Raw genomic sequence first — 19,723 nt, 5'->3', positions numbered from 1 at the left:
TCTGTCGACTGAGTTCAATACCGTATTGCTTAAACATCGCTTCCTGGCGATACAGCGGTAACCCGTATTGGTATTTACTGGTGATAAGCTGACTGAGCAAACTGCTGGTTGCAATGCCTTTGTTGATGGGCATGGCAGGCATTGAGGCTTGTTTAATCTGTGTCTGAGTTGAGGATTTATCACAGTGACGGCAGGCGTATTTAGGCCTAATATGCTCAATCACTTTGATTTTAGCGGGTATGAACTCAAGCTTTTCTGACTTATCTTCACCCATTTTATGTAGCTCACCGCCACAGCAATCACAGGTTTTGTCGATGATGTCGTGAATAACCTGCTCACGAGGTAAGTCTTTTGGCAGTGCCTTACGCACCGGCTTTTTACGGGTATAGCTAATGGATTGTTGCTCTGCCTCAACTTCCTCAACAATTTCTTCCACTTCATTGAATAACTCGCCTTGCCCGGCAAAGCCTTCAGCACTTTTGCCGAATTGTTTTTGTTGGGCCAAGCTCCAGCGCTCTTCCAATGCCGCAATCTGGGCATCCTTCTGCGCTAACAGTTTTTCAAGTTCAGCAATGCGCTGTTTAAGGGCGAGTTCATTTTTCATGACGCCTATTTTAAGGCATCATCAAAGGCTTTGCAGTGCTAACTGAACTCACTTTGATGATCATCAATCGATCGCAAATATTAAAGCATTTTCTTACCTGCGACATCAATTTTACTGTGTCCAATCACATCATAACCCGATAATAACCAGTGTAATTGCTGCTCGCTTAAGGTCATGGTGGGTGACATGAGTTTGGGCCATTTGAACTTATGCTTATCTAATCGCTTATACCACAGTGCAAAACCGGTGTTATCCCAGTAAAGCAGTTTGAGTTTGTCACGGCCTTTATTACAAAACACAAATAGCGCACCACTGAGCACGGGTAGTTCAAGCTCTGCTTCCACCAACGCCGCCAGACCATTAATTGATTTTCGAAAATCAACGGCATCGGCACATAAATAGACGGTGGGTACATCAACGAACATCCTCATACCGTTAGCCCTTTAATAATGGCAACGATATCGGCCGTCGCTAAATCGATAGGAAACGTGAGTTGGCCGGTTAGCGTATCAAACTGCAGCGTATTTTGACGAGTTTGCGCGCAGACTTCAGTAGTTTGTTTTACCTGGACAAAACGTGATGATGTAAGGCACTGCGTGTGCACTGGCAAGGTGGAATTAGGCTGGTCTTTTGCCAGTAAAGCACGTTGTTTATAATAAGTCGTAATAGCGACATTATGGTGTTGGCAGAATTCAATATTAGTACCACTAAACGTACTGCGTTGCAGCAAAAGCTGCTGCCACTGTGCGCTTGTTCTGTAAGTTTTCATCACCTGCTCCGAATTTATCATTGAGCAGGTATTTTTAGATAATCAGAACATCGATGCTAGGTGTGGTTCGCTAGACGCTTACAGAACTTCCAACATTTAAAGAGTTGAAAGGACAGTTGTTACTTGCTGATAGAGGGTATTATTCAGGTAGTTATATTCATGAATTAGATAAAGCAGGAGGATTTTACGTATTAAGAGCTAAGGGGTGAAAAGCAGTCAGAGTACATAATGCTTTTAAGCAAAATGGACAGGAATTAACAGGAAGTCATTCCCCAAAGTTATGTGAATTGCTCCCCGAATTACCTAAAAATGATCTTATTGATATGAATGTTAGCATAAAAAACAAGCTAACAAGAGTCGTTGGGTATTGGTCAAAAAAAGAAAAACAATATACATTTTTAGTCACTAATTTATCTATTGATGAATTTACAGCGACTGAAATAGGCAAATTATATAGGTTACGCTGGCAGGTTGAATTACTTTTTAAGGAGTGTAAGTCTTATAATAATTTACGCGGCTTTCAAACATCAAACGCAACCTTACAAGAGGCGCTAATTTATGTAAGTTTAATAGTAACCACGCTTAAAAGGTTTTTAACTGGCTGTATTGAAAAGATATTCAAAACTGAAATGTCTACAATGACAGTAGCAAAAACAACGGGTGTTTGGTGGATTGGCATATTAACAGCGATTATTAGGAAGCATAGGAAAGGATTGTTAAATGCAGTTAATGCAGCATTTGACTTTCTGAGGAAAAATGCAGCTAGGGCACACCCCAAACGCGATCGAAAAACAGGAGTATTTCAGTATGGGGTAGAGCCAAATTTTTAAGGCTGTACTTAATATTTTTCTTAAGTACCTACCTATGACATCCATGTAAGTAGTAAATAAATCCTTGTCATATAATTACTAAAAACGCAATTACCAACTAATTTTAATTTTAGCACGCAAGATAAATAAATCAAGAATTTATAAACTATTTACTACACGTTATTTAGTAATGTTTATAGTCATTTCCAATATATAAACAGTATTAAACAACTCAGGGCTTAAATGGCGATTAACGCTTAAATTTAGTTTCTAAAATTACAGAAGATGTTGTGCGCTCTACTCCATCCAGATTTCCTATATCGTCTAGTAAATGGCTAAGCTGCTCTAAATTTTGAGCCTGTACTACAGCAATTAAATCAAACTCACCACTTATCGCGTAAAGCTGCGAAATTGCATCAATTTGCTTAAGCTCGATATTTGTTTTAGTTGTTAATTTTTGCCTTACTTTTATAGACACATGAGCTGATACCATTTTACTGAGGTAGTCGTCACCATAATCAACGCTATAGCCTTTAATTACACCCGTTTCTTCTAGTTTGAGCATACGGCTTTGTACCGTTGAACGAGATAAGTCAAGCATGCGAGCAAGATCAGAAATACTCGCTCTAGCGTTTGTTTTTAGTACAGAAAGTAGCTTTTCATCTTGTGGAGTTATCATAATGGTTATTTTCTTCGTTATTTTGTCTTTTATTTTAATCATTTTTCACAAAATAGCACTGCAATTTTAATAGCTAACCTTCGATAATGACCTTTACAAGAAATAATAACGTGTTTGCTGAAGAATAAAGGCTATATTCTTCTTTGAGTTAGCAACTAATCTTTTATCTAAGCCCATTAAATTTAGGTGTAAAAATGCAAGTAACAAGAGACTTATTTAACGACGTAATGGTACCAAACTATAATCCATCAGCAATCATTCCAGTTCGTGGTGAAGGTTCACGCGTTTGGGATCAAAATAACAATGAGTTCATTGATTTTGCCGGTGGTATTGCCGTTAACTGTTTGGGTCACTGTCATCCTGCATTAGTTAAAGCATTAAAAGAGCAAGGCGAAAAAATTTGGCATTTATCGAATGTTATGACTAATGAGCCAGCACTTCGTTTAGCTCAAAAAATGGTTGAAGCAACATTCGCTGATAAAGTTTACTTTGCAAACTCAGGCGCAGAAGCAAACGAAGCAGCCCTTAAGCTAGCGCGTCGCTATGCACTGGACGTATATGGCGCTGAAAAAACGCAAATTATTGCATTTAATAAAGGTTTCCATGGTCGAACATTTTTCACAGTCACTGTGGGCGGGCAAGCTGCTTATTCAGATGGCTTTGGTCCAAAACCTGCTGACATAGTACATTGTGATTTTAACGATATAGCGGCATTTGAAGCGCTGATCAGCGATAAAACATGTGCTGTTATGATGGAACCATTACAAGGTGAAGGCGGTATTATTTCACCAACAGATGACTTTGCTAAAAAAGTACGTGAACTTTGTACTAAACATAACGCGTTACTTATTTTTGATGAAGTACAAACGGGTGTTGGTCGCACAGGCGATTTATACGCTTATGAAGGTTTAGGAGTTGTTCCTGACATTTTAACAACGGCAAAAGCATTGGGTGGTGGTTTTCCAATTGGCGCTATGATCACTCGTACACCTATTGCTGAGCATTTAAAAATTGGTACTCACGGTTCTACTTATGGCGGAAACGCACTTGCTTGTGCTGTAGCCGAAGCGGCATTTGATACAGTAAATACACCAGACGTACTAAACGGTGTTAAAGAGCGCGAGCAATTATTCCGTGACGGATTAAACGCAATTAATGAAAAATACAACGTATTTAGCGAAGTACGTGGTAAAGGCTTATTAATTGGCGCAGTACTAAATGACAAATTTGAAGGCCGCGCACGCGACTTTTTAGTAGCCAGTGCTAATAATGGTTTAATGAACCTTGTAGCTGGCATGAATGTAATTCGCTTTACACCGTCTTTAGTTATTCCGTTTGAAGATATTAAAGAAGGCTTAGCGCGCTTTGAAAAAGCGGTTAGCGATGTAGTAAACGGTTAATATAGTTTAAATTAGCACGCCTACTGGCGTGCTATTGGAGCAAGCAATAAATGCAAGTATTACGTCCTATTACTGCCAATGATTTTGAAGCGCTTAAACAAATAGCAATTGAGTCAGGCCATGGGTTTACCTCTTTGCCTGTGGACGATGCACAGCTTAAAGAAAAAATTGAACGTGCTGAAAAAAGCTTTGCCAAAAACATTAACCAGCCACTTGATGAAAGCTATTTATTTGTTTTAGAAGACAGTGAAACAGGTGACGTTATTGGTACAACCGCTATAGAAGCTGCGGTAGGTTTATCGGTGCCTTTATATCATTATCATTTAGGTAAAACAGTACACCACTCACCTACTTTAAATGTATATAACACCGTTGATATTTTAAGCATGTGTAACGACTACACAGGCTGCTCTGAAATATGCACATTATTTTTGCGCGAAAATAGTCGTAAAGGCCTAACGGGTCGATTTTTATCGCGTTCACGCTTTTTGTTTATGGCTCAGCATAGCGAGCGTTTTGCCGATACTGTTATCGCAGAAATGCGCGGTGTTAGCGACGAAGACGGCCACTCTCCTTTTTGGCAATGGCTGCAAGAGCACTTTTTTAGTATCGAATTTCCAGAAGCGGATCACTTAGTGGGCTTAGGCGATAAAGTATTTATTAGCGAGTTAATGCCTAAGTACCCTATTTATGTGAACTTGCTTAGCAAAAAAGCCCAAGCTGTTATTGGGCATGTGCATGAAAAAACAAAACCTGCGCTAAAATTATTAGAAAAAGAAGGTTTTGAGCACAGAGGCTACGTTGACTTATTTGACGCAGGCCCAACGGTTGAAGCAAAGCTTGGTAATATTCGCAGCATTCGTGACTCTCAAGTTTGCCCTATTACTATTGGTGAGCTTGATCACATATCACAAAATAGCTCAGATACGCTGGCTGTATGTAATCAAGGCGTAAGTGGCTTTAGAGCAACATTTACCAAAGACGCACATTACAATCATGCAAAACATACTCTCGTCATTAGCCAAGATGTGGCTAAGGCGCTTAATTTAAGCCAAGGAGACGCAGCGCGATTTTTCCGCCTGTAAATAATTTATGAATACACACCTAATTAATAACCAGTGGCATACAGGCCTTGGCCCAGTATTTGAGTCAATCAATCCAAGTAATGGCGATGTGGTATGGCAAGGTAATGGCGCAAACGCTGATCAAGTAGATTCGGCTATAAAAGCAGCCAGAGCTGCGCAATTACAATGGGCAGACAAACCACTTGTAGAGCGTATAGTCATTCTTGAAAGCTTCGCAGCACAATTAAAAGAACACAGCGAAGAATTTGCGACCATAATTGCACGCGAAACAGGAAAGCCATTATGGGAAACCCGCACCGAAGTAGGCGCAATGACAGGTAAAGTAGCTATATCTGTAAAAGCCTACCATGAGCGTACCGGTACAACCGAAAACCCAATGCCCGGTGCTAAAGCGTTTATTAGACACAAACCGCATGGCGTTGTGGCTATTTTTGGCCCGTATAACTTCCCTGGGCATTTACCAAACGGACATATTGTTCCTGCAATTCTAGCTGGCAACACAGTGGTATTTAAGCCATCAGAGCTTACTCCGCACGTGGCAGAATTTACCCTCTCACTTTGGCTAAAAGCGGGCTTACCAGCGGGTGTTATTAACCTTGTGCAAGGTGAAATTGAAACAGGTAAAGCACTTGCCTCTCATAAAAATATAGATGGCTTGTTTTTTACCGGTAGCTCAAACACAGGTCACTTACTACATAAACAGTTTGCTGGACACCCCGGTAAGATTTTAGCGCTTGAAATGGGCGGTAATAATCCACTGATTGTAAAAGATGTGAGTGATGTAAGCGCTGCTGTGCACGATATTATTCAATCAGGCTTTACTACCTCAGGTCAGCGCTGTACGTGTGCACGCCGCTTATTTATTGAAAAATCAGCCAACGGCGATGCTATTTTAGAAAAGCTAATAAGCGCAACTAAAAATATAGTTGTAGACGACAGCTTTGCTACAGAGCAGCCTTTTATGGGTGCGATGATAAGCGAAAAAGCAGCACTGGGTATGGTTGCCGCGCAAAGTGAATTAGTCTCAAAAGGCGCGCAAATCCTTGTTGAACTTAAGCAATTAAAATCAGGCACAGGCTTTGTAAGTCCAGGCATTATTGATGTAACAAACATTACCGACATGCCAGATGAAGAACATTTTGGACCGCTAATTAAAGTGTATCGCTTTGATGACTTTGACAGCGCAATCATTGAAGCCAATAACACAAGCTTTGGTTTATCTGCAGGTTTATTGGCTGATAACGAAGATGACTACACTCACTTTTTAAAGCGCATCCGTGCCGGTATTGTTAACTGGAACCGCCCTATTACGGGTGCCTCAAGTGCAGCTCCATTTGGCGGTATTGGCGCCAGTGGTAATCACAGAGCCAGTGCCTATTATGCCGCCGATTATTGCGCATACCCTGTAGCATCTGTTGAGTCAGACAAAGTGAGCTTACCGCAAACCCTAGCGCCGGGCTTAATAATTGAATAAGTAATAAAACCAAATTTTAAATTTAAGGACTTAACATGCATACTGATGTAAATACATTATTTAATAACCTTTGGAAAAATTACTTAAACGTAACTCCATCGGCAGACAAAATTCATGACCTTTTAGGGTCAACGCAAAAAGATGACATCATTAACGATCATATTGCGCTGCGTACATTTAATATTGAAAAAGTGGGTCTTGAAAAACTCGCAGCTCACTTTCTTGCGATTGGTTACAAAGAGTGTGGTGAGTACCACTTTGAAGCTAAAAAACTTTACGCAAAGCACTACGAGCATAGCGACCCTAATCAGCCAAAAGTGTTTATCTCTGAGCTGTTAGTCGAAAAATGCTCGCCAGAGTTACAAGCCATCGTAACTGACATGGTAAGCCAAATTGACGAAAGCGCAGTAACTGCTGATAACTTTTTGTATTCAGGCACGCATTGGCAAGTAAGCACCGATACTTACAAACAACTGCTAGCTGAAAGCGAATATGCGGCGTGGATGTCGGCGTGGGGTTACCGTGCCAATCACTTTACCGTAAACATTAATACGCTTGCTAAGTTTGATAACATTCATGATGTTAACCAAGCCCTGAAAGACGCTGGCTTTTCGCTTAACACGTCAGGCGGCGAGGTCAAAGGCTCACCAGAGGTGTTACTAGAGCAATCGTCAACACTTGCTGATGAATACTCTGTTACCTTTAGTGACGGTGATATGAGCATTCCTAGCTGTTTTTATGAGTTTGCTATTCGTTACCCTAAAGCAGACGGCGAGCTTTATACAGGTTTTGTTGCAGCCTCAGCTGACAAAATATTTGAAAGCACCAACGCTCGATAATAAAACCTAAAGTACTTTATTTTAAAAGCCCGTTATGGGCTTTTTTTATGTCGGTAGTTATGTTGATTAATTATAAAAATAACGGTTTATAATCGTTTTCTAACTTTTCAAACGATAAGTCGCCAATAAAGCGGCCAAAGCTCAACCACGTTGCCAAACCACGTAAGTCTTTAAAGTGTGGTGGCACAAATTGTGGGCTCTCTATTACACCTAAATCATGAAGCTGCGATATTAACCTAAAATCATCTATCGATATTTTACCTACGAGTAATAAAGGAAGCCTATCTATTCGACCTAGCTGTATTGCTACGCGAATTAAGTTATATACCAGTACAAAGCCTTTAATGTAGGCAATGTCTTTTGTAAAAGGCAGACCTGTTGGCGTACTGCCTCTAAATACACGCTGCGCGAGTGTGTAACTGTCATCTTTTGATAAACCTTGCGCGACATAGTCACGGTAAATGTCTACAAACTCAGCGCCATCTATTACCTTTGTAACCGCTTGAATACGATTCACTAATTTAGATAAACGTCTCGGAGTCGATTTTAATGTAATAATTTCGGTTAATACCGCTAAGCCTTCTTGGGTAATAGTGGAGCTAGGCGTGCCTTTACTTAAACATGTTAAATACGGCTGTGCTAAACCATTTTGAGTGGTACCTACGTGTATCCACCCTTCATGAACTTCCAATATATCAAGTTCACGCTGAGAAAATTTAACATCTTGATTAAGCTTAATATTATTAGCACCGGCGGCTGCATCACTGACAATACCATCGCTAAGCATTANCCTGCCATACTAGCGTTTACTTGCTCAGACAAAATACGTACAGCATCAACAGCATCAATATTTTTAGGGTCGTCAGGCAGTATGTCGGCTATTAGTAAATTTTGCAGCGGTTTATCTAGCATATTAGCTAGCTCAGAGAGTGAGGGCTCACCGGCATGGAATAAGTCTTTAGGGTGACCAAATAACTCCACCGATAAGTCATGAAATTCTGGCGTACCTCGATATTCAAGCATACTTAATACCGTTTTATACTCAGTGCACATTTTTCCCATATATTGAGCAATCGGATTTAACTGCCCCAGTTGGTTAATAATGTTACGGTGCAAAGTAGAAAACGCTTGGCGTAACTCGCTAGGTACAAAACCAAGGTCGCGCTGTTGATAGTATGCACGATCGATAAGTGGGTTTTTTTGACATTTCTGTCTAAAAAACTCTTCTTTAGTTTGTTTATCCCAATTAATAGCATCAAGTATCCTAATAGGCGTTTGCAATGCAATTAATTGATCCGATAACTCACGAGTTTTTAGTAGTAACGCCTTGTCTATCATGGTGTAAGCTCAACAATAAATGAGTTTTGAGCATAATTTAAAAAAGCTAAATTACAAAGCAATATCACACTTTTTTAGCTATTGTTTTTAAGATGATCGACCCTCATATCTGTATCGTATGAGTTATCAAATAAAAGGTATAAGACATGAAAAACGAACTCGACAATAAACAGATTTTAGCCGTGTATGAACGTATAATTCAAAAAGGTGAAATGACTGATGAAGGTAAGCATTATCAAGGCGTTACTGCTTATTCAGACGTAGATGGTTACACAGTATACCTACAAGGTAGCGGCGTGGAGCTGCGCTTTGGTTTTCATAATACTTACCACCTTGACTATGAACATGAAAAGCATAAAGACGACTTTTTGAAAAAATTATATAACATTGCAAACGAGAGCTAATGCACCCACGAAAACTCAGACACCGCCCTACCAGTAAGCTCAATACTACTTTTATAAACCAAGTAGTAGAAGAGCTTAGATCTGATCCAAGCAAAGTCTCTATTATTCAAGACAATTTAGAACAGTACCGTGCTCAAACTCATTTAAAGCGTGGTTTTTTACTGGCTATAGAGCGCTTTGATTGGGTTTTTGAAGCAAGCAAAGATATTGATTTCATTTGCCAGCAAATTTTAGCTGATGACTATATTGGCAATAGACTAAGACGTTACCCTCTCCTTTTTAAAGGTGTTATTAATAATACCTGACCTTTCAAAACCAAGCGCTTTAAAACGATAAAACCATAAAGTTTACTCTCTATATAAATTTATTAGAGCACTAAGCAATTACAGGTTTAGTGCGCTTTTGCATTAAAATAATACTATTAGTGCTCTAACTATTACTGCACTAACGATTTTTACACATTTTATTCATTTATTGCTGTAAACAAATCATTACTATTATTTAATCTCAAAAAAAACCTTGCAACACCATGTTTTATAAGAAATTAAATAAAATAAAATTTTATCTTCTTTATCGCATTAGTTGCACTTTTATTAATGATTAATCTACATTTTGGCATCTAGATATTTACCTCAACCTTGAATTGTTAGAGCTATTACCTTAAGCTTATCTTTATTGAACGTTCAATTAATAAAAATTATGCCTAAAGTTGGAATGGAACCTGTCAGGCGTCAGCAGTTAATTGACGCAACTATAGAATCTGTTGCGACGAATGGATTACAAGGAACGACTATAAACAGCATTAGTAAAAATGCAGGTTTATCGTCGGGTATTATTAGTCATTATTTTGGTGGTAAGCAGGGGCTGATTGAAGCCACTGTTCGATACTTACTAACAAGCTTAAAACAAGACTTGATAGGCAAGGTAAATCATCAAACAAATGCGACTGAACGTTTAATGTTTATTATCGAAGCCAACTTTGCGCTTGTACAACAGCGTAATGATACCACCCGAACGTGGTTAAGTTTTTGGGCGCAATCGATGCATGATGAAGAATTACACCGACTACAAAATGTAAACAGTAAACGCTTGCAAAGTAATTTAGCATTTTCTTTTAAACAGTTAATGCCTATTGAGCAAGCAAATCAAGCTGCAGAACTTAGCGCCGCAATGATCGATGGCCTATGGTTAAGAGCAGTACTGAGTAAATCAGACAATAATCAGTTTAAACACTGTGAAAAGTTAGCAAAAAGCTATGTACTTTCACTTATCAAGCAATATGGAGCCTAGCGTGACTACACCTGTCTATCAAAATTTTATTAACGGCCATTTTCTTGCAAACCAGAACGGCAAAACATTTGATGTAACAAACCCAGCAACGGGCGAGGTTATTTACGCAGTAGAAATTGCCGACGAATTTATTCAAAACGCAGCCATTGAGAGTGCAAAGCAAGGTTTTGCTCAGTGGTCAGCAATGACACCCATTGAACGTAGCCGCATTTTATTAAAAGCAGTGGCTATTTTACGCGAGCGCAACGATGAACTAGCACTTGTAGAAGTACTCGACACCGGTAAACCAATGCAAGAAGCAAATTGTGTTGATATTGAAACTGGCGCTGATGTAATTGAATACTTTGCAGGTCTTGCGCCAGCACAAGTAGGCCAACAACAAATGGTTGGTGATGACTTTTACTACACACGCAAAGAACCATTAGGTATTTGTGCGGGTATTGGTGCATGGAACTACCCACTACAAATTGCATGTTGGAAGTCGGGCCCTGCCCTTGCTGCTGGTAATGCATTTATATTCAAACCATCAGAAGAAACACCACTGGGCGCTCTTAAACTTGCAGAAGTATTTGTTGAAGCTGGCGTACCTGCAGGTGTGTTTAATGTGGTTCAAGGCGCGGGCGATGTAGGCCAGTGGCTAACGCAGCATAGCGAGATTGACAAAGTATCGTTCACGGGTGAAGTAGGCACAGGTAAAAAAGTAGTAGCAAGTGCTGCCGGTACTTTAAAAGATGTCACGATGGAACTTGGTGGGAAATCTCCACTATTAGTATTCGATGACGCCAACATTGAGCAAGCAGTTAGCGCGGCCATGTTAGGTAATTTTTATACGCAAGGCGAAATTTGTACTAACTGTACACGTATTTACGTTCATAAAAATGTATATCAGCAATTTATTGATGAGCTTAAAGCGCGCACTGAGAAAAACATTATTGCTGGCGACCCACAAGATTTAAATACAAACTTTGGCGCACTTATTTCTAAAAAGCATCAAGAACTAGTAATGAGCTACGTTAATAAAGGCATAGAAGAAGGTGCAACGCTTTTAACTGGTGGTACAACGCTTTCACCAGAATCTGCACCTAATGGCTATTTTGTAGCACCGACTGTGTTTATTGATTGTAATGACGACATGACTATCGTTAAAGAAGAAATATTTGGCCCAGTAATGAGCGTGCTTGTTTTTGACGACGAAGACGATGTGATTGCACGCGCTAACGGTACACACCTAGGCTTAGCTGCTGGCGTATTTACGAGTGATATTAAACGTGCTCACCGCGTAATTCATAAGTTACAAGCCGGTATTTGTTGGATTAATGCATACGGTAACTCACCGGCTGAAATGCCAGTTGGCGGTTATAAGCAATCGGGTATTGGCCGTGAAAATGGTATACAAACGCTTGATCAATACACGCAAACTAAGTCTATTTATGTTGGTATGGCCGACATAGAAAGCCCATTTTAAGGCGCCCTACTATGAGTAATCATTACGACTATATTATTGTTGGCGCGGGTTCGGCGGGTTGTGTTTTAGCCAATCGTTTATCTGAAGATTCAAGTAACCGCGTGTTACTACTTGAAACTGGCGGTAGCGATAAAAGTATCTTTATAAAAATGCCAACCGCGTTATCTATTCCTATGAATAGTGACAAATACGCATGGCAGTTTCATACGCAGCCTGAGCCTCATTTAGATAACCGTGAAATGCATTGCCCACGAGGCAAAGTATTAGGCGGCTCGTCATCTATTAATGGCATGGTGTATGTGCGTGGCCACGCTAAAGATTTTGACGAATGGCAGCAACACGGTGCAAACGGCTGGGATTACCAATCGTGTTTACCGTATTTTCAAAAGGCAGAAAGCTTTTACCTTGGTGAAAATACTTACCGTGGTGGCAAAGGCCCGCTTGGCGTTAATAACGGCAACGAAATGAAAAACCCGCTTTACCGCACCTTTATCAAAGCAGGTGTACAAGCCGGTTACGCTTCTACAGATGATTATAATGCGTCGCAGCAAGAGGGTTTTGGCCCAATGCACATGACCGTAAAAGACGGCGTGCGCAGCTCTGCTTCTCGTGAGTATTTAGACCCTGTTAAATCGCGTAGTAATTTAACGATTATTACAGGTGCACTAGCACAACGCGTGATTTTAGATGGCAAGAAAGCTACTGGCATCGAATACAAAGTAAATGGCGACGTTAAAACTGCACATGCTGAAAAAGACGTTGTATTAAGTGCAGGCCCAATCGGCTCTCCACATATTTTACAACTCTCTGGTATTGGTGACACACAAGCGCTTGAAAAAGCAGGCGTTGAAGTACAACATCATCTACCTGGTGTTGGTCAAAACTTACAAGATCATCTTGAGTTTTACTTTCAATACAAGTGTAAGCAACCTATCACGCTTAACGGCAAGCTAGGCATTGTTTCAAAAGGTTTGATTGGCGCGCGCTGGTTATTAACGCGTTCGGGTTTAGGTGCAACGAATCATTTTGAATCGTGCGCGTTTATTCGCTCAAAACCAGGTGTTGAATGGCCAGATATTCAGTATCACTTTTTACCAGCGGCTATGCGTTACGATGGTAGAAGTGCATTTGCAGGTCATGGTTTTCAGGTACATGTTGGTCATAACAAACCAAAAAGCCGTGGTAGTGTGACTATTGCTTCTGCAAATCCTGAGCAACCACCAACAATTTTATTTAATTACCTTGAGCATCAAGACGATATTGAAGGCTTTAGAGCGTGCGTTCGCTTAACACGCGACATAATCGAACAAAGTGCCTTTGATGAATATCGCGATGAAGAAATTCAACCTGGTAAACATATTCAAACAGATGAAGAAATAGATGCCTTTGTACGCCAAGCCGTAGAAAGTGCCTACCACCCTTCTTGCTCATGCAAAATGGGTGAAGATGATATGGCCGTTGTTAATTCAAATACGCAAGTACATGGTATTGAAGGACTACGTGTTGTTGACTCATCTATATTCCCAACAGTTCCTAATGGAAACTTAAATGCACCTACTATTATGGTTGCCGAAAAAGCAGCTGACATAATTTTAGGTAAAGACCCATTACAGAAATCGGATGTGAATGTTGCCATAACAACAAACTGGCAAGAAACACAACGTAGTACGGAGATCTAACTTTAGCCACATGCTTAGGTTTAGTCTCGTCGGGCTAAGCCAATGCGTGCCTTGCAGTGGCACACGATGTAAATAGGTTACGTTGTGTTAATGCGAGAATAAAACAATAAAATACGGAGTGCTTATGAATTATTTTTATTCATTACTGGAGGGTAACAATGACTATTTGGCTTAATGCAGGGATCATTTTTACCTTACTTGCCATTATCACTATTTTAATTAAATGGGGTAATGTTCGCGTAGTAGGTGTAACACCAGTTCGAACCTTTACGTTTATAGCAATACTATTTACTTCTGGCCTAGATGTTGGCCTTATCATGTTTCCTTTAACTGAGTTTGCAGGTTATGCAGACATAAAAGCAAGCCCAGAATACGCGTTTGCAAATCCACTGGCTATTGAGTTTGGCTACTGGGGATTTTTGATCTGGGGATTTTACTTTCTTACGTGCTTTTATTTCTGTGTAATAGAACCTAAAGTGAAATTTTTCGAAATTCCTTGGGTTAAATTTATCAATAACGTTGTAATTATTGGTACATGTGCATTTACCGCTTATTTGCTGCTTACAAACCTACCGTGGTATTTACCCGGACTAGGTGATGGAACAAGTATAGTTTCTGAATTTTACTTAATTGTGTTTGCGGCTATCTGTTTTGCTGTGTACTCAAGTACTGATATTAAATATGTACGTATTTTAAGTATTTCTACTACGTGGTTATTTTTAGCTTTAATCGCCTTTATGTGGGCTGGCGCATTTGTGATTGGTGATAGTCAAATGTCAGCATTTACAGATAACTTAGGCTCTATTGGTACTTACTTTGCAAACATTAATGAATTTGTTTTACCGCTTAATGATTACCATGAGTTCTACTTATTCTGGTGGTTTGCGTGGAGCATAATGATTGGTCAATTTACATCACGCTTTGTTGGTGGACTTAAAACATACCAAGTATTAGGTGCAATGTTAATATTTCCATCAATTCCGATTGCGATTTGGTTTAGCGTACTTTATCACTACCATGAAGCGGGCATTCCAACACAAGGCATTAAAAACTTTGCAATGGTATTTGTAGGTATTGTATTTGTAATTAACTCACTCGATTCGTTAGTGCGTTTATATACAGATAACCTAAACTTTACTGTAAAGCGTTTTGGTAAAATGAAATACATAGTCGGAAACATTGTTGCTCTATCACTACTTACACTATTGTTTAAATTAGAATTTTTACAAATTCAGTGGGTAGGCGCATTAGTTATTGGATTGTTCTTTATCTGTGCTGGTTTTATCGGATACAGCAAGTTTAAAACAGTTACAAACATAGACAGCTCACCAAAAGCAAACGAAATTGATTACACAAAAATAGACACAGTACACTAGGGATTAATAATGAATAACAAACTAAAACAACTTGTAGTAGCACTACCATTAGCACTTTTATCAACCACTGCAGCAGCTGATTGGTCAACAACAATCACTGCAGCGTCTGACTACACTTTTAATGGTGTAAGCCAAACAGATAGCAACCCTGCAATTCAAGGTAGCTTAGACTATGCCTTTGAAAGCGGTGTATATGCAGGTGCATGGGCTTCAAATGTAGATTTTGGTGACGATACCGATTTTGAACTTGATGCTTACATTGGTAAGTATGTACAACTTGATGAGCAATTTAGTGTTGATTACGGTATTGCTTATTACACTTATCAAGGTAATAACAGCGATGGTAACTACGCTGAGGCTTACACTAAGTTTGGTTATGCAAGTGAGTACGGCCAAACTGAACTTAACTTTTGGTACAGCTGGGACTACTTTGGTTACGATACAGGGCATGTTATTTCGATGATTGCTCACACGTATGAGCTGGCTCCAAACCATGCACTACGTGCCAGCTTTGATATTTCAAACTCACTTGATGGTGATAAGTTTGAGTGGGATGAGAACAAGGGTGATAAATCATACCACCACTACCGCTTAGCATACCAAACAAGCTACGAAGGTTTTGGTATTGAAGTGGCCGCTGAAAACACAAGCTTAGATAATGATGCGTCTGATGAGCGTATTGTACTTGCTATTTCACGCACATTTGATTTTTAATACAATAATTACTGATTGCACAAAGAATGCCACTCTATTTCGAGTGGCATTTTTATGTGTAACTAACTAACAATATCCCAAGCACTTGTACCCGATGCTGAAAGGTTACTGGTGTTATTGCGTAATACTTTATTACCTACATTAACCGATGACTCAGGGCGGCTAACTAAATATCCCTGAACAGAGCTCACACCCATTTTTTTAACGAGTTCAAACTGCCCTATTTCTTCAACGCCTTCTGCAACAATTTTAAGACCTAGCTTTTTCCCAAGATCACTAATTGTATTTAATATATCGTTATATTTTTGGCTTTTATTGGCTTGTGCTATAAACGAGCGATCAATTTTAATAACATCTATTGGTAAATCCGCTAATGTACTTAAAGAACTAAAACCTGTACCAAAGTCATCAATAGCAATAGTGATACCCTCTTCTCTTAGCCTACTTAGCTCTTTAATAATTCTTGGACTGGCTTTAATGAAAGTTGATTCGGTAATTTCCAGCATTAAGGACGTAGCGGGTAAGCCGGTTTTTTTAAGTTTTTTCATTACCCAATCATAAACATCACGATGCTTTAGTTGAATGCCCGAAACGTTAACAGATATTTTTACTTTGCGCATACCTGCATTGTGCCAAGCAGCCATTTGCCGACACGATTCAAGCATAATCCAATCGCCAAGCTCTAATATTAAATTAGACTCCTCTGCTATTGGTATAAACTCTGAAGGGGGGATCATACCCTCAACTGGGTGGTCCCAGCGTGTAAGCGCTTCGAAGTAATCAATCATACAATCTTCAACATGCACAATTGGCTGAAAAGATAAGTACAAATCTTTACAAGCGACTGCTATGCGTAGCTCTTCGAGTAAATAATGGTAACGGCGCATTTTGTTACCCATTTCTGGTGAGTAAACTTTAAATATCCCCTTACCATCGCTTTTAGCCCTATACATAGCCACGTCAGCTAATTGCAAAAGAGCCTGCGGCGTTGATGCACTTTCTGGATAAGCCGCAATACCAATGCTGGCACTAATTTTTACTATTTTGTTACCTAGCACAAAGTCTTTTTCAAGCTCACTAAGCACGTGTTTAGCAATTTCAACAACTCTGTCGCTATCATCAAGTAACTCTATAAAAATGGAAAATTCATCTCCTCCCAACCTCGATAAGTTTTGTTCTAATTGGTTAGCACTATTTATATTACTTAATTTATGGTGGCGTAGAACATTGGCAAGGCGAGTAGCAACTTGAACTAATATTTCATCACCAAAACTATGACCAAATGAGTCGTTTACTTGTTTAAAGCCATCAAGGTCGATAAACAGGAGTGCGCATTTGAGATCTTCTTGGTTAGCATGATTAATTTGTCTGTCGATATGTTCAATATAAGCATGGCGGTCAATTAACAGCGTCAGTTTGTCTTGGCCACGGCTAGCGCATTTTAATCCCAGACTCTAGCAGGGTTGAGCGGTAATCATCGTCTAGCCCTGCCATTTTCTTTTTCCTCGCCATACTTGCTGACTTAGATGCATCTTGTTTAAAAAGCGCCATGGCTATCTTTCGCATTACATTAAACATTAATGGCCCTTGAAGTTTGCGTATTCTCGATTCATCTTCTCTGAAGTTCATATCAAGCATCCAATGCATGCTTTCAACCTGCCAGTGACTGCGTACTGCATTGAGTGCTTGCGCTGCATTTAAGTCTAATGAACTTATATACCAGCGTGTTTCAGTGGTATCCGACCCTGCCGACTTATCATGAACTTCAGCCCTGACCTTAATAATACTCGTTAAGCCAGGCCAACGATAATCCTTGCCTAGCCAGCTTTTATCTATAAGTAACTGCTGGCATGTACGTGTTTCAACACGCCCATGTCCTGAGCTTATTTCGGTATGTTCATCACAATTATGCTTAGTTAACCTTTCACGCTCGCACTTGTGCCACCACGCTTCTAGTTCCTTTTGCATGCCTGAATGATTACCTTTAAGTGCAAGAATATAATCTGCTTTTTGTTGGATGATTTGTTTTGCTATTTCTTGTTGGCATCCCATCGCATCTAACGTAATGATACTGTTTTCAATATCGAGCAGGGTGAGTAATTCTGGTATTGCGGTGATTTCATTTGTTTTATTATCAACAGCCGTCTGCCCAAGCACTAACTGGTGTTGGCAACTCCATGCACTGACCGTGTGTAAGGCACTTTTTCTGTCTTTTGTGGTAAATGAACGCCGTGCGGTTTTGCCATCGATAGCGATGATATCTGCACCTGTAGTTTCAATCAGTGATGATATCCAAGATTGAAATGCCCTTTCTATTTCATTTGCTTTTAACCGACACATGACGCGAGCAATCGTGTCATGTTTTGGAATTCCTGCGTTGAACGTACCGTATTTTTTTAACCAATCAAGTTTTAGGTGCCCAAAGTCTTCAATATCTTCCCATCCTTCTGCACCAGAGAGCACAGCGCTAATAGCAAGGAGAAGAATATCGATAAGTTCATGCTTTTTACAACGTTCAATGCGAGGATCTGTAATTGAATTAAAATGTTTCAGAAAAGTAGTGCTCATATTTATGCGACCAAGTAATTATTATGCCTTGATCTGATCACTACTTGCTCTATAAGTTCAATTTATAATGATCTTGCCGTGATGTTGACCGCCTTGTGTTTGAAGTATTATCATCTGAAGCGTGATCACAAATTAATTAACAAGGTGTGATCAAAAAAATACAAAAATAAATAGTATTCTAGGGAGAATCAAATGTTAAATAACAAAGTTTCAAAAGCAGTTCGCTTAGCGATAGCTTTCGGTGCAGTATCAACAGCTGCATTTTCGGCTAGTTCATTCGCAGCTGAAGAAAGCGCAGATAAAGTAGAACGTATAGAAGTAACTGGATCTCGCATTAAACAAGTTGATATGGAAACATCATCACCAGTAACTGTTATTACAGCTGCAGATCTACAATTATCAGGTGAAGCATCAGTTGCTGATGTTTTAAATAACACTTCTGTAAACAGCTTTGGTTCTTGGCGTGGTATGTCAGGTTACGGTAACGGTGCTGCAGCAACAAGTAATATAAACATGCGTGGCCTTGGGGCTGAGTACACATTAGTGTTACTTGATGGTCGCCGTATGCCTGGTACAAGTTCTTCTTCAGGCGCAGCTGCGGATACTTCTCGTATTCCAATGGCGATCGTAGAAAGAATTGAGATTCTTCGCGAAGGTGCTTCTGCTGTATATGGCTCAGATGCTGTTGCAGGTGTTATTAATATTATTACAAAAAAAGACTTTAACGGATTAAGTTTTTCATATGATACTGAACTACTGAATCGCCCCGAGTTCATCGGAGACCAGTTTGTTTAAGTCAGGCCACTTTACCTGACTCGTTTAAATTATCATAGTAGTCTGTTTCATATTGAGCTGGTGAAATATACCCAATTGAAGATAATAAGCGTTGATTATTAAACCAATTGACCCACTCTAACGTTGCGTATTCAACAGCATCAACATTCTTCCACGGGCCATTTCTGCGAATAATCTCTGTTTTAAATAATCCATTTATTGTTTCAGCCAATGCATTGTCATAAGAGTCACCCACACTGCCTACAGACGCTTGAATTCCAGCTTCAGCAAGTCGCTCAGTGTATCGTATAGACAAATATTGGCTGCCTCTGTCGCTGTGGTGAATTAACCCTTCGGGGTTGCCACGATGCCAAATAGCTTGCTCTAACGCATCAAGAATAAGCTCTGTGTGCATTGTCGTTGATACACGCCAACCTACAATGTATCGTGAAAAAA

The 19,723-nt window shown here is 39.7% G+C and carries 19 protein-coding genes and 3 pseudogenes; 14 read left to right on the top strand and 8 right to left on the bottom strand.

What is annotated here, in order from left to right:
• The 3 genes from L655_RS0119620 to L655_RS0119610 all read right to left on the bottom strand — a co-directional run.
• The coding region (locus L655_RS0119620; protein WP_024604010.1) for an IS66 family transposase zinc-finger binding domain-containing protein at window positions 1–604 on the bottom strand (604 nt) is incomplete at its 3' end.
• An 80-nt stretch (window positions 605–684) separates the two neighbouring features.
• On the bottom strand, window positions 685–1,029 hold the full coding sequence (gene tnpB / locus L655_RS0119615) for an IS66 family insertion sequence element accessory protein TnpB (protein ID WP_158001052.1): 345 nt from the start codon (window positions 1,027–1,029) through the stop codon (window positions 685–687).
• 2 nt (window positions 1,030–1,031) lie between these two features.
• On the bottom strand, window positions 1,032–1,373 hold the full coding sequence (locus L655_RS0119610; protein ID WP_024591408.1) for a hypothetical protein: 342 nt from the start codon (window positions 1,371–1,373) through the stop codon (window positions 1,032–1,034).
• Window positions 1,374–1,477: 104 nt separating this feature from the next.
• On the opposite strand from L655_RS0119610, the gene L655_RS1000000128545 reads away from it, so the two are divergent.
• Together L655_RS1000000128545 and L655_RS01000000125925 are read left to right on the top strand one after the other, a co-directional pair.
• Window positions 1,478–1,582 carry a transposase gene (locus tag L655_RS1000000128545; RefSeq protein ID WP_342626700.1) on the top strand — a complete coding sequence of 35 codons (105 nt, stop codon included), beginning with the start codon at window positions 1,478–1,480 and terminating at the stop codon, window positions 1,580–1,582.
• 114 nt (window positions 1,583–1,696) lie between these two features.
• Window positions 1,697–2,203, top strand: a complete 507-nt coding sequence (locus L655_RS01000000125925) for a transposase (RefSeq protein WP_342626699.1) — start codon at window positions 1,697–1,699, stop codon at window positions 2,201–2,203.
• Window positions 2,204–2,432: 229 nt separating this feature from the next.
• Here the strand turns inward: L655_RS01000000125925 and L655_RS0119600 are convergent, their stop codons facing one another.
• Window positions 2,433–2,861 carry an Lrp/AsnC family transcriptional regulator gene (locus L655_RS0119600; protein ID WP_002958609.1) on the bottom strand — a complete coding sequence of 143 codons (429 nt, stop codon included), beginning with the start codon at window positions 2,859–2,861 and terminating at the stop codon, window positions 2,433–2,435.
• Window positions 2,862–3,055: 194 nt separating this feature from the next.
• Here L655_RS0119600 and L655_RS0119595 point away from each other — a divergent pair, with 194 nt between their 5' ends.
• The 4 genes from L655_RS0119595 to L655_RS0119580 are packed head-to-tail and all read left to right on the top strand — an operon-like array spanning window position 3,056 to window position 7,659.
• Window positions 3,056–4,261, top strand: coding sequence for an aspartate aminotransferase family protein (locus L655_RS0119595; protein ID WP_024604521.1), 1,206 nt, complete (start codon window positions 3,056–3,058; stop codon window positions 4,259–4,261).
• Window positions 4,262–4,311: 50 nt separating this feature from the next.
• Window positions 4,312–5,346 (top strand): arginine N-succinyltransferase, encoded by a 1,035-nt coding sequence (gene astA, locus L655_RS0119590; protein WP_024598142.1) that lies wholly within the window; start codon window positions 4,312–4,314, stop codon window positions 5,344–5,346.
• Between the two features lie 7 nt (window positions 5,347–5,353).
• Window positions 5,354–6,820 (top strand): succinylglutamate-semialdehyde dehydrogenase, encoded by a 1,467-nt coding sequence (gene astD / locus L655_RS0119585; RefSeq protein ID WP_024604520.1) that lies wholly within the window; start codon window positions 5,354–5,356, stop codon window positions 6,818–6,820.
• Window positions 6,821–6,855: 35 nt separating this feature from the next.
• Window positions 6,856–7,659 carry a DUF1338 domain-containing protein gene (locus tag L655_RS0119580; RefSeq protein WP_024598144.1) on the top strand — a complete coding sequence of 268 codons (804 nt, stop codon included), beginning with the start codon at window positions 6,856–6,858 and terminating at the stop codon, window positions 7,657–7,659.
• Window positions 7,660–7,729: 70 nt separating this feature from the next.
• Here L655_RS0119580 and L655_RS01000000125920 read toward each other — a convergent pair.
• Window positions 7,730–8,997, bottom strand: a pseudogene (locus tag L655_RS01000000125920) (flavohemoglobin expression-modulating QEGLA motif protein).
• Between the two features lie 146 nt (window positions 8,998–9,143).
• On the opposite strand from L655_RS01000000125920, the gene L655_RS0119570 reads away from it, so the two are divergent.
• From L655_RS0119570 to L655_RS0119540, 7 genes are all read left to right on the top strand, one after another.
• Window positions 9,144–9,401, top strand: a complete 258-nt coding sequence (locus tag L655_RS0119570; protein ID WP_008169639.1) for a DUF3081 domain-containing protein — start codon at window positions 9,144–9,146, stop codon at window positions 9,399–9,401.
• Window positions 9,401–9,706: a hypothetical protein gene (locus L655_RS0119565; protein ID WP_024604519.1), complete on the top strand. Its 306-nt coding sequence runs from the start codon at window positions 9,401–9,403 to the stop codon at window positions 9,704–9,706. Before L655_RS0119570 ends, L655_RS0119565 begins: the two co-directional genes overlap by 1 nt.
• Window positions 9,707–10,115: 409 nt before the next feature.
• Window positions 10,116–10,691: a transcriptional regulator BetI gene (gene betI, locus L655_RS0119560; RefSeq protein WP_024603276.1), complete on the top strand. Its 576-nt coding sequence runs from the start codon at window positions 10,116–10,118 to the stop codon at window positions 10,689–10,691.
• A 1-nt stretch (window position 10,692) separates the two neighbouring features.
• A complete protein-coding gene (gene betB, locus L655_RS0119555; RefSeq protein WP_024604518.1) occupies window positions 10,693–12,156 on the top strand; it encodes a betaine-aldehyde dehydrogenase in 1,464 nt (487 codons plus the stop codon).
• Window positions 12,157–12,167: 11 nt separating this feature from the next.
• Window positions 12,168–13,835 (top strand): choline dehydrogenase, encoded by a 1,668-nt coding sequence (betA, locus tag L655_RS0119550; protein WP_024604517.1) that lies wholly within the window; start codon window positions 12,168–12,170, stop codon window positions 13,833–13,835.
• Between the two features lie 158 nt (window positions 13,836–13,993).
• Window positions 13,994–15,211, top strand: coding sequence for a BCCT family transporter (locus L655_RS0119545; protein WP_024604516.1), 1,218 nt, complete (start codon window positions 13,994–13,996; stop codon window positions 15,209–15,211).
• Between the two features lie 9 nt (window positions 15,212–15,220).
• Window positions 15,221–15,925 carry a TorF family putative porin gene (locus L655_RS0119540; RefSeq protein ID WP_024604515.1) on the top strand — a complete coding sequence of 235 codons (705 nt, stop codon included), beginning with the start codon at window positions 15,221–15,223 and terminating at the stop codon, window positions 15,923–15,925.
• A 62-nt stretch (window positions 15,926–15,987) separates the two neighbouring features.
• On the opposite strand, the pseudogene L655_RS0119535 reads toward L655_RS0119540, so the two are convergent.
• A pseudogene (locus L655_RS0119535) lies at window positions 15,988–17,349 on the bottom strand (bifunctional diguanylate cyclase/phosphodiesterase); the annotation flags it as partial.
• 7 nt (window positions 17,350–17,356) lie between these two features.
• Window positions 17,357–18,493 (bottom strand): ISAs1 family transposase, encoded by a 1,137-nt coding sequence (locus tag L655_RS0119530; protein WP_008466968.1) that lies wholly within the window; start codon window positions 18,491–18,493, stop codon window positions 17,357–17,359.
• Window positions 18,494–18,685: 192 nt separating this feature from the next.
• Here L655_RS0119530 and L655_RS0119525 point away from each other — a divergent pair.
• Window positions 18,686–19,222: pseudogene (locus L655_RS0119525) on the top strand (TonB-dependent receptor plug domain-containing protein); the annotation flags it as partial.
• A 67-nt stretch (window positions 19,223–19,289) separates the two neighbouring features.
• Here the strand turns inward: L655_RS0119525 and L655_RS0119520 are convergent.
• Window positions 19,290–19,723 (bottom strand): IS3 family transposase (locus L655_RS0119520; RefSeq protein ID WP_024604509.1); only part of this gene is annotated, 434 nt, incomplete at its 5' end.

It is taken from the genome of Pseudoalteromonas sp. TAE79 (assembly GCF_000498015.1).
GTDB lineage: Bacteria > Pseudomonadota > Gammaproteobacteria > Enterobacterales > Alteromonadaceae > Pseudoalteromonas.
The sequence above is the reverse complement of the archived record's forward strand: the minus strand, read 5'-3'. Positions and strand labels throughout refer to the sequence as shown.

Coding starts and splice junctions, on each gene's coding strand:
- tnpB (WP_158001052.1), bottom strand. CDS start 1,029: ATGTTCGTTGATGTACCCACCGTCTATTTATGTGCCGATGCCGTTGAT.
- L655_RS0119610 (WP_024591408.1), bottom strand. CDS start 1,373: ATGAAAACTTACAGAACAAGCGCACAGTGGCAGCAGCTTTTGCTGCAA.
- L655_RS0119565 (WP_024604519.1), top strand. CDS start 9,401: ATGCACCCACGAAAACTCAGACACCGCCCTACCAGTAAGCTCAATACT.
- L655_RS0119570 (WP_008169639.1), top strand. CDS start 9,144: ATGAAAAACGAACTCGACAATAAACAGATTTTAGCCGTGTATGAACGT.
- astD (WP_024604520.1), top strand. CDS start 5,354: ATGAATACACACCTAATTAATAACCAGTGGCATACAGGCCTTGGCCCA.
- betI (WP_024603276.1), top strand. CDS start 10,116: ATGGAACCTGTCAGGCGTCAGCAGTTAATTGACGCAACTATAGAATCT.
- astA (WP_024598142.1), top strand. CDS start 4,312: ATGCAAGTATTACGTCCTATTACTGCCAATGATTTTGAAGCGCTTAAA.
- L655_RS0119600 (WP_002958609.1), bottom strand. CDS start 2,861: ATGATAACTCCACAAGATGAAAAGCTACTTTCTGTACTAAAAACAAAC.
- L655_RS0119595 (WP_024604521.1), top strand. CDS start 3,056: ATGCAAGTAACAAGAGACTTATTTAACGACGTAATGGTACCAAACTAT.
- betA (WP_024604517.1), top strand. CDS start 12,168: ATGAGTAATCATTACGACTATATTATTGTTGGCGCGGGTTCGGCGGGT.
- L655_RS0119530 (WP_008466968.1), bottom strand. CDS start 18,493: ATGAGCACTACTTTTCTGAAACATTTTAATTCAATTACAGATCCTCGC.
- L655_RS0119580 (WP_024598144.1), top strand. CDS start 6,856: ATGCATACTGATGTAAATACATTATTTAATAACCTTTGGAAAAATTAC.
- L655_RS0119540 (WP_024604515.1), top strand. CDS start 15,221: ATGAATAACAAACTAAAACAACTTGTAGTAGCACTACCATTAGCACTT.
- L655_RS0119545 (WP_024604516.1), top strand. CDS start 13,994: ATGACTATTTGGCTTAATGCAGGGATCATTTTTACCTTACTTGCCATT.
- L655_RS01000000125925 (WP_342626699.1), top strand. CDS start 1,697: ATGAATGTTAGCATAAAAAACAAGCTAACAAGAGTCGTTGGGTATTGG.